General features: G+C 30.1%; 9 protein-coding genes and 2 pseudogenes. 5 read left to right on the forward strand and 6 right to left on the reverse strand.

Annotation, left to right across the window (positions count from 1 at the left end):
- Window positions 1-294: 294 nt before the first annotated feature.
- Window positions 295-402: pseudogene (locus PWP28_RS13915) on the forward strand (arsenical-resistance protein); the annotation flags it as partial.
- Between the two features lie 194 nt (window positions 403-596).
- Here PWP28_RS13915 and PWP28_RS13395 read toward each other — a convergent pair.
- From PWP28_RS13395 to PWP28_RS13420, 6 genes are all read right to left on the reverse strand, one after another.
- The gene (locus PWP28_RS13395) at window positions 597-1931 is read right to left on the reverse strand and encodes a relaxase/mobilization nuclease domain-containing protein (RefSeq protein WP_308644970.1); all 1335 of its coding nucleotides are present in this window, start codon (window positions 1929-1931) and stop codon (window positions 597-599) included.
- A gap of 1 nt (window position 1932) precedes the next feature.
- The gene (gene mobC / locus PWP28_RS13400; RefSeq protein WP_000370326.1) at window positions 1933-2289 is read right to left on the reverse strand and encodes a plasmid mobilization relaxosome protein MobC; all 357 of its coding nucleotides are present in this window, start codon (window positions 2287-2289) and stop codon (window positions 1933-1935) included.
- Between the two features lie 175 nt (window positions 2290-2464).
- Window positions 2465-3661 (reverse strand): ATP-binding protein, encoded by a 1197-nt coding sequence (locus PWP28_RS13405; RefSeq protein ID WP_308644971.1) that lies wholly within the window; start codon window positions 3659-3661, stop codon window positions 2465-2467.
- Window positions 3654-4136, reverse strand: a complete 483-nt coding sequence (locus PWP28_RS13410; protein WP_308644972.1) for a hypothetical protein — start codon at window positions 4134-4136, stop codon at window positions 3654-3656. Before PWP28_RS13410 ends, PWP28_RS13405 begins: the two co-directional genes overlap by 8 nt.
- An 8-nt stretch (window positions 4137-4144) precedes the next feature.
- Window positions 4145-4693 carry an ImmA/IrrE family metallo-endopeptidase gene (locus tag PWP28_RS13415; RefSeq protein WP_308644973.1) on the reverse strand — a complete coding sequence of 183 codons (549 nt, stop codon included), beginning with the start codon at window positions 4691-4693 and terminating at the stop codon, window positions 4145-4147.
- Window positions 4694-4701: 8 nt separating this feature from the next.
- The gene (locus PWP28_RS13420; protein ID WP_308644974.1) at window positions 4702-5103 is read right to left on the reverse strand and encodes a helix-turn-helix transcriptional regulator; all 402 of its coding nucleotides are present in this window, start codon (window positions 5101-5103) and stop codon (window positions 4702-4704) included.
- Between the two features lie 194 nt (window positions 5104-5297).
- Here PWP28_RS13420 and PWP28_RS13425 point away from each other — a divergent pair, with 194 nt between their 5' ends.
- The 4 genes and pseudogenes from PWP28_RS13425 (at window position 5298) to PWP28_RS13445 (ending at window position 9032) form a co-directional block, all read left to right on the forward strand.
- Entirely contained in the window at window positions 5298-5813 is a 516-nt protein-coding gene (locus PWP28_RS13425) for a hypothetical protein (protein ID WP_374045501.1), read from the forward strand.
- A 269-nt stretch (window positions 5814-6082) separates the two neighbouring features.
- A complete protein-coding gene (locus tag PWP28_RS13430) occupies window positions 6083-6493 on the forward strand; it encodes a sigma-70 family RNA polymerase sigma factor (RefSeq protein ID WP_308644976.1) in 411 nt (136 codons plus the stop codon).
- 537 nt (window positions 6494-7030) lie between these two features.
- Window positions 7031-7168 (forward strand): hypothetical protein, encoded by a 138-nt coding sequence (locus PWP28_RS13435; protein WP_162832783.1) that lies wholly within the window; start codon window positions 7031-7033, stop codon window positions 7166-7168.
- Window positions 7169-7223: 55 nt separating this feature from the next.
- Window positions 7224-9032, forward strand: a pseudogene (locus PWP28_RS13445) (recombinase family protein).
- Window positions 9033-9069 lie beyond the last annotated feature (37 nt).

Genomic DNA, 9069 nt, shown 5'->3' on the forward strand with positions numbered 1-9069 from the left:
TTGACATGTTCCCGTCTACCGATAGTGCCAAAAATGCAGTGGATATGTTTCCGAGAACGGACATACTCAAATGACATTCGTTCTATCCTCTCGAGCCATATAGTCTGTGGTACTATATAATTAGCAAGAAATATAATATAAGCCTTGGAGGGAAACCTTCGGGGCTTTTCTTATGCCCATTAGGAGGTGGAAGGATTGCTAAGAAAGCCAAAGCGATCCTGCTCTTATCCAGGATGCCTTAATCTAGTGGATGGTAGGTTTTGCACGGAATACCAAAAGAAGAGAACAAACGCTCCTAATGATTTGGCAAATAATTATTTAGCGTGGGCTGTTTTGCTCGGAGTTGCGCCATGTATCGCTATGGTTTTTGCGTGGTCGACTCTTACAAAGGGTGGCCCTGCTTGCATTGTAAGTGTTCTTACTGAAGTACCGGTTATGTTATTTTTAGTAAATATTGCTAACAATATAAAACACTGATTTTTAGAAAATTAAGAATTTTAAATTTAAGGAGGTTATAGATGTGGAATTTTATTCAAGATCAAATTCCAGGTATGGAACGGCTCAATGAATTGAATAGAAAATATTCTAAGGGTTTATTAAGTTCTCTCCACTTCTTTTCCATAATAATTTTCATAGTTTTTCCTATACTGAACAAGGTAAGAAAATTGTTCTTTATTTAAAGAATACTCTTGCATAAGGGTGTTCTTTTTTTCTTGCAATTTATCGAGCTTGGATAGTATTTCTTTTGTATTTGGTAGCTTATTATAATTTTCTAAGATTTCTTTAGCGGCTATTTTATAGACTGAAAGCTCACTATAATATTCTTCTGCAAATTGCTTATCTTCAGGATTTTTCTTGTGGTATTTGTAGATTTCACGATACTTATTTATAGTATTTATATTCTCCATATCTTGGGATAAACTCTTCATTTCAGTTTCAATTTTCTTTATTTTATCTAATAAGTCTTGTCTATCACAGGCAGATTTTTTAATTAGCTCATCGAGTTGAGTAATTGAATTAATTCCTTGCTCTCTAAGCTTAATTATCGAGTCAGCCATTGTTTTTATATTGTGTTTTCTAGCCCAAACTTCATAACCTTTTGAGGATTGAGCTTTTTTATTAGTAGATATATCAATGACGTTTCCTACACGCTTTTTAATAGGATTAGCTTTGTTTTTAATAGCTAAATCTATTCTTTCTTTGAGTTTTTCCTCAGTATAATCTTCTCCGATAGTCTTCGCTCTTGTAAATCTTTGCTTATCTTTATGACGAAAAGCAATGTGTTTACCAAACTTAATTTCATAATCAATAGACTTCATATTTTCTAAAAACTCTTCCCAAGATTTAGACTTATTAATCATTCTATCTATATCAAATTGCAGTTTAGACTTCCAAGAATTTCCTTTCTTGTTTTGGTCATATTCGTACCAAGATTTACCAGCAGTTTTATATTTTCTCTTGTAAGCTTCATAGTATTTATCAATGACTGAAAGCTTATTTTCTTTACATAATTCATCACTTTGATACCTAATTTTGTGGTAAGATTTTTTGTTAGATTGGTAGCATTTACCAGTCTTGTAATTAACATTATTAAAAATAATATGGTTATGGATATGCCCTCTATCTATATGAGTTGCAAGAACAAATTCATAATCTTCCTTTAAAATTTTCTTACATAATTCCATTCCAATTTCATGAGCTTTTATAGGATCAACCTCTCCTGGTAGAAAAGATTGAATTAAATGTCTAGCCAAAACTGTACCTTTAGTATTATTGTCTTCTCGTGTTTTCATAAATTGAATATGGGCTGTAGATGGATGACATTTGAATGAAGATACTAAGATTTTTTCATCAGTTTTTTCACTCTTAGTTATATAATCTATTGCCAAATTTAGAGTTGATTTTATAGGATGTATTTTTGTAATTGCCATATTAGTCACCAGAACTTTCTTTTGATTTATTTAGAAGTAGGGAATGGATCTGCCATATTTCTCTTGATAATTTTTCTATCTGCTTATTCATAGACTCAATTTCATTTTTGTAAATAACACCAGTTGTATTAGTTGCTTTTGCAATCTGGTTTATATTATTTGTTGCATTTGAAAGTAGCCATTGTAGGTTTCTAAATGGTTCTAAATCTACTACATAAATTTCTTTTTCTAATACGCACTTTCTAAGAAAGTGAGACATAGTTTTGCAATTAGCAAGTTTCATTTTCTTTTCAAAAACTTCTTTTTCTTCATCTGTTAAATATATTTTCAGTTGATTATTTCTTTTTCTATTATCCATAGTATATCTCCTTATTATAAAATATTGGGGTCTTAGGGTTCTCCCTAACAAGGTAAAATTGATAAAAAAAGAAGCAGTCCATAAAGGTTCTGCTTCATCAATTTTTCGTAAGTGGGTACTCACTTACTGTGCTTGCTATTAAAGTTATAAGCGTTAAGCGTGTATTTAGTTGTTTCTAATCTTCAGCTATAAAATTAAATTTCCCAGCAATAGGCTCTCCATCATTATATAACCATGATTCTCTTGAACCAAATATATTAGCAAATTTATTGAAAAGCTGGTACATAGATGATTGATAAGATGTATTTACATCCCACTTAACAAATTGAGCCTTAATGATATTTTGCTTTATTGGTTCACAAAGTTCTCCAAAACCTGAAGCTCTAGAGTAACAATCTTTAACATTTAATAAAGTAAAAGAAATATAGAATCCAGTTCCTAATCTTTGTTTGTACAGTTCTTTGCAATAATTATATATTTTTTTCGCAATAATTTTTTCAAAATTATCCCAAAAGTAAATCATTTTAGGATTTTCATCCACATCATATTTCATCAAATAAATTTCTCCAATTTCTAAATTGCCATTAGAGAAAATTTGTATATATGTTGATAAGAGATCTTTATGATTTCTTCGAGTTTTGATTAAACCATTTGCATTATAATTTACTGAACCATGGTAACCATCCGGATTGAAAATATCTAAATTATCATTATATTCACAAGCTTTTAGATCAATATATGTTCTTTCATCAAATGAAACTTCAGGTAAAATGTGAATTAATAATATAGGTGATGTTATTAACGTATCATCTATTTCACTATTTAAAATGCTAGAAATTCTTTCGTTTCTAAAGCTTTCTAATTTTTGTTGTCTATTGCTAAGCTCATCAAAACTATTTTTCAAATCATTATATCTCATTTGAATGGAAGTATTTCCATTTCTTATATAAAATTCATGGTTACTACCAGTGTTATATGCGTGTGGTTTTAATACACTTCTAGGTACATCTATGATAATACAATTGGTATCATCACTAACTTCAACAAGTTCCGTTTTTATTCCATAGAGAGAAGGGATAATATTTACAGAAAGTTTATTTCTTAAAGCTTGTTCCCACATTTCGAATGTATCTTTGTTCACACCTATATCAGATAATTCTGAAGGATTATGGTTATTGTCTTCCTTTAATCCTAATATTATTTTTCCGCCATTATAGTTAGCTAATGCACATATTTCTTTAAATAATTTAGCAAGTTCTTTTTGATCTAGGCTTGTTAATTTACCGTTTGTAAAATAGTAATCTTTATATTCTAATGTATCACTTTCAGATATTTTTTCAGATATAATCTCTTCTAAAAACTCTTTACTCATAATTTCCTCCAAGTATAAATTTCATTCTACCTTTAAACACTGGAATACTAATCAAGAATACAATTACATAATGTATAAAAGAATTTAGCATCATACTTTTTGTTATTGGTAATTGATGATAAGTTTGACCTATTATTTTAAAAGCACTTAATGTGCTTGTTATAAAATCAAGTGCCAACCATAAGGCAACTGCTGATCCTATGAAAGCAATTATATAGTTTAAAAGTTTACTGATTTTTGGTAGCTTTTGATTTATTAAAATTAGCAATATTCCATAAATTATTACTACTGTAATTGAAAGGGGAATAGCTAATTTGTTATCTAGTTTATCTTTTATGTATATATAAAATCCTAAACCTACAACCAAAAAATCAATCAAAAATGCTGAGATTTTTACAGAGTAGGTAGAGATGAGATAGTAGAAAACTACTCCAGAAAGGATTAATAAAATATATCCTGCAATAAAAATTCCCATAGAGTCTCCTAATAATAATCATCATGTTCAGGGCGATAGTTTTTAAGAAAATCTCCCTGAGGTGTATTAACATTAATTGGTTTATTAAACTTGCCCATTTTTGCTAACTCAGAAATTTTTAGATTTAGTAAATTTATATCTACACCTAATTTTCCAGCGATTTCATAATCACAAACTTGATCATTGATATTATCGAGGACATCTTCATCACTAATTAATAAATGAGCTGCAAAAATATTAGCTTCAGTTTCAAATTTATTTGTAGGGTTTAGCACTGTTTGGTCATGAAAAGCTCCTCCACTCATACAATAATCTCTGTGAAGTTGATCGTGACCTAATTCGTGTGCTAATATCGTCTTTCTATTAAAATTTGTGTTACTACTGATAAAAATAAATCTGTTCCTTTGAATATAATGGTACATTCCTAAAAGTATTTTTGTTTCAGGTAGATATACCAGGTTGATATTCAAAGCTTCTATTAATTCGATAGGATCTCGTGTCTTATATTTTTTTATAAGTTGATTAACTTTATCATATATATAGCGATTCATGCTCATAAAATCACCTAATCTTTTTTCTTACGACCGTATTTCTTGTTTTCTCTTTTAGCCTCCCAATAAGCACGAGTAATAGCTTCAAAAGCAGCATCTTTATCTTCGTCAGAAATTTCTCCACCAGCAAATAAAGAGCTTAGACCTTCTGTTAATGCTCTAGCTTTTTCTAATTCTCTTTTGCCACTCATGTTATAAACTCTATTTAAAAACTCGTCACTTTCTTCTAAAAGATAATTGTAATCACAGTCCATAACTTCAGCTATTTTTTTGTAAACCTCGACATCTCTTGGGTATCTTTCTCCGTCTTCATAATGTACAAGAGTTCTTGTACTTATTCCTATCATTTTTGCAAAATCTGCTTGACTTAACTTTTCTTTTTCACGAAAATCCTTTAATCTATCCGCAAAAGCCATAACTTTAACCTCCTGTACTAATGTGCATTTATAACTTTCAATACGAACAATAGTGCTTGAACTATTCTTCGATTTGAGATATAATACAAACTGAACTTATATTCATATTGTAGCACAAACATTCAGATTTGTAAATAAGTTGTATTGGGGTGATTAGATTGAGAATAAGTAAAACTTTAAAGAATATAATGAACATGTATGCAGATATCAACTTGAAATTTGAAGAGATCAGTTCAGCTGCAAAACTTATTTTAAGTTTATATAGACAAGTTACCTGGGCAGTAGATAGCAGGGCAAATTTTATGATGTTTGAGAGTAAAGAAAACTATGGATCAACTTCAGAATCTGCTTACTTGTATCTTTCTACATTTGCTCCAGAAAAAGTTGAAGAAAAGTTTAATAATAGAGTTTCCAATGTAATGGATAGTAAGCTTATGCTTTTAATAATTTATGATGCCTGTGTTAGGCTAAAAGTTTATCCAGAGTATGGAGAAATCTATCATAAGATTATTTATAACTACTACATTTCTGAAAAAAAGATTACTGATGAAGCTTGTATGAGAAATGTATCTTTAGAGAGAACTGTTTATTATCAAAGAAAAAAGGAAGCAATTGCATTGGTTGGTGTAATAATTTGGGGATATACTTTACCGACTGCTATTAGCCAACTTAAAGACGGTCGTAGCATTGAAGAAATAATGAACATCTAAGAAATTAATTTATGACGAACTTATTGCGTACTATTTCCGAATGAAAAAAGTACCATATACGAATTTTATGTGTACTTAAGTGCATATATAATATCCATGATGGGTGATCTGCACCTAAATTTAATATTGGCATTTATTGACTGAAAGAATTTATTTTCTTTCGGTCTTTTTTTATGCCCAGGAGAATATATGCATAGAATTAGAAGTCCTCCTTGTGTGAATTTCATTTTCAAACAAAAGAAATTTATGTCAACAAGGAGGAAAAATTAATGGACAAAGAATACTATTTATTCGTAGAAGGAAAGAAAGTGGTTGTTAGCAAGGAAGTGTATCTTGCCTATCATAGTGAATTGAATAAAGAGAAATATCAAATGAGAAGAGACAGGTTAAATAACTGTTTCTTTTTTTGTTCCTATGATCATGATGGTAATTTTGAAGAAAATTTAGAAGATCTAGAATTTGATGTTGAAAAAATTATCGAAACAAAAGAAATGATTGAAGAAGTAAGAAGAGCTATTTCTAAACTTAACCCTGCTGAAATAGACTTAATAGAAAGCCTCTTTTATAAAGAAGAAACAATTAGAGAAGTAGCTGATAAACTGAATATTTCTCATCCAGCCGTTATTAAAAGGCGTAATAAAGTCTTAGAAAAACTAAAGGAAATGTTGGAAGACTTTTAGATGACAGTTGCCAAGAGGGTCTAATTTTTGCTGTTACTTATACTGTGGAAATTGGACCTTTTTATTTAACCAAATTTATTTTTGAAAATTGGTTACCAAGAAAGACTTCTTTTCACTGTTAAGTATAAGAGGGTAAATTTAAACAATTTTGTTTCATCAAGATAAGTATTTTCTGATGGTCAAATTTAAAAAAGATTAATAACTCTCGATAAATTTTGAACCTTAACAATTGAATAGACCAAGACAAGACGTTAATCATTTTTGGAGCGTAATAATCTATCCGCCAAGATCTTTCTGCTGAATAATTCGGCAAAACAAGTACTGCTAAGCTAAAAGCAAGGGAAGAAGAAAGGGAGCGATAAGTAAGAGTTTGAATATAGGGAGGGATACCCTATTCGCTATGAAGAAAATGAGGATAATGATACTTCTAAGGTTGAAGCCGGCTCATCCTGAACAGAGGCGGAGGTGAGATTCCTATGTTGCTAATTCAAGGCACTTGTCAATGTCAAAAAACTTAAATTTACATAGGAGGTTATTATGAAAGCAATAAAAGTTTATAGCATGAGAGTTGCGATGTTATGTAGACTTTATGATCTTAAATTAATTAATGATAAGGAATACACAAAAATAAAAAATAGAATAGAAAATGATTATAAAAAGAGAGATAGAAAGTAGTTAATCTTGTGATATAATAACACTGTAGAAAGATACAAAATGGGAAGGAGGTAAAATGAATACTAAAGTAAAATTAATAAAAGCTTCAAATACAGGAGCTAGAAATAGAAATGCACTACATTTAGATTTAAAACGAGTTGCAGCATATTGTCGAGTTAGCACTGATAGTAAAGACCAACTTGAATCATATAAATCGCAAGTTGATTATTACACAAATCTAATAAAAAATAATAAGAACTGGACTCTGGCTGGTATATATGCAGATGAAGCAACAACAGGAACAACTGCAACTAAAAGAGCAGATTTCATGAGACTAATTAGCGATTGCCAAAATGGAGATATAGACATGATAATTACTAAATCTATATCAAGATTTGCTAGAAATACATTAGATACCTTAAAATATGTAAGACTATTAAAGGAAAATAATGTTGGTGTAGTATTTGAAGAAGAAAATATAGATACTTTGACAATGGATGGAGAGTTACTATTGACAATATTAAGTTCAGTAGCTCAGCAAGAAGTAGAAAATACCTCAGCCCATGTAAAAAAAGGACTGAAAATGAAAATGGAAAAAGGGGAACTTATTGGTTTTCAAGGTTGCCTTTGATACGACTATGATCCTACAACAAAAAGTATCTCTATAAATGAAGAAGAAGCTAAGATTGTTAGATACATCTTTAAAAGATATTTAGAGGGCAATGGTGGCTCAGTCATTGGTAGGGAACTAGAAGAGCAAGGATATCTCACCCCTAGAGGTAAAACAAAATGGTCTGACACTACAGTGTTAGGAATAATTAAAAATGAAAAGTATATTGGCGATATACTAATGGGAAAGACTTTTACAGTTGATCCCATAACAAAAAGAAGACTAGCAAACTTTGGTGAATCTGATAAATACCACATTGAAAATCATCACGAGTCAATTATATCAAAAGAAGACTTTGAAAAGGCACAAGAGATTAGACTCAGGAGAGCACAAAACAGAAACACTATAGCTAACAAGGATAGAAAAAGAGAAAAACTATCAAGACAATACGCTTTTTCAAGTATGCTGGAATGTGGATTTTGTGGAGAGATACTTTCAAGAAGAACTTGGCACACCAGTTCCATTTACAAAAAAATTAACTGGCAATGTGTAAAGTCAACAAAAAAAGGTAAAAAATATTGCCCTCATTCAAAAGGAATACAAGAAGCAGCAATAGAAAAAGCTTTCGTTGAAAGCTATAGGCAATTATGTCATGCAGATTCAACAGTAATAGATGACTTTTTAAAAATTGTAGAAGAAGAAATAAATGATAATACTTTAGTCAAAGATTTGAAAAAGTTAGAAAACCAATTAAACAGAATCATTAGTCAAGAAAGAAAGTTAGTTGATCTTCATTTAGAAGATAGTATAGACGAAGAAGTTTATGCTAAAAAGTATAAAAAATTTACAAAACAAAAAGAAGAATTACTTGATGAAAAGAAAACACTAGAGCTAACTATCAAAGATGAAAACTCTATTAAAGAAAGACTAAAGCAATTTAAAAAGGTCTTAGAAAACAAAGAAATTATAGAGGAATTTAATAGAACAGTATTTGAAAGCATAGTTGATAAAGTCGTAGTGGGTAGAATTGATAAAGACGGAACAGTTCATCCTTATGACTTAACATTCTATTTCAAAACTGGAGTTAAAGATAGTCAAGATTCTAATAACTTTAAAGATAAAAGAAAAAATGCCAAAGACAATGACAGTGATAAATTGTGTTCCTACAAGAATGACGAGGATAAAAAATTATGTTCCCAATCAAAAGACAACGCACGTGGAGACGGTGGTATTGATGTCAAGGGTAAAAGAGAAAGTGTAACAGGAAGCCTGTAAATAAAGGATTTTCCAGGTTCGAGTGTAATAATCAAAT

This window comes from Oceanotoga sp., from assembly GCF_030445905.1.
Classification (GTDB): domain Bacteria; phylum Thermotogota; class Thermotogae; order Petrotogales; family Petrotogaceae; genus Oceanotoga; species Oceanotoga teriensis.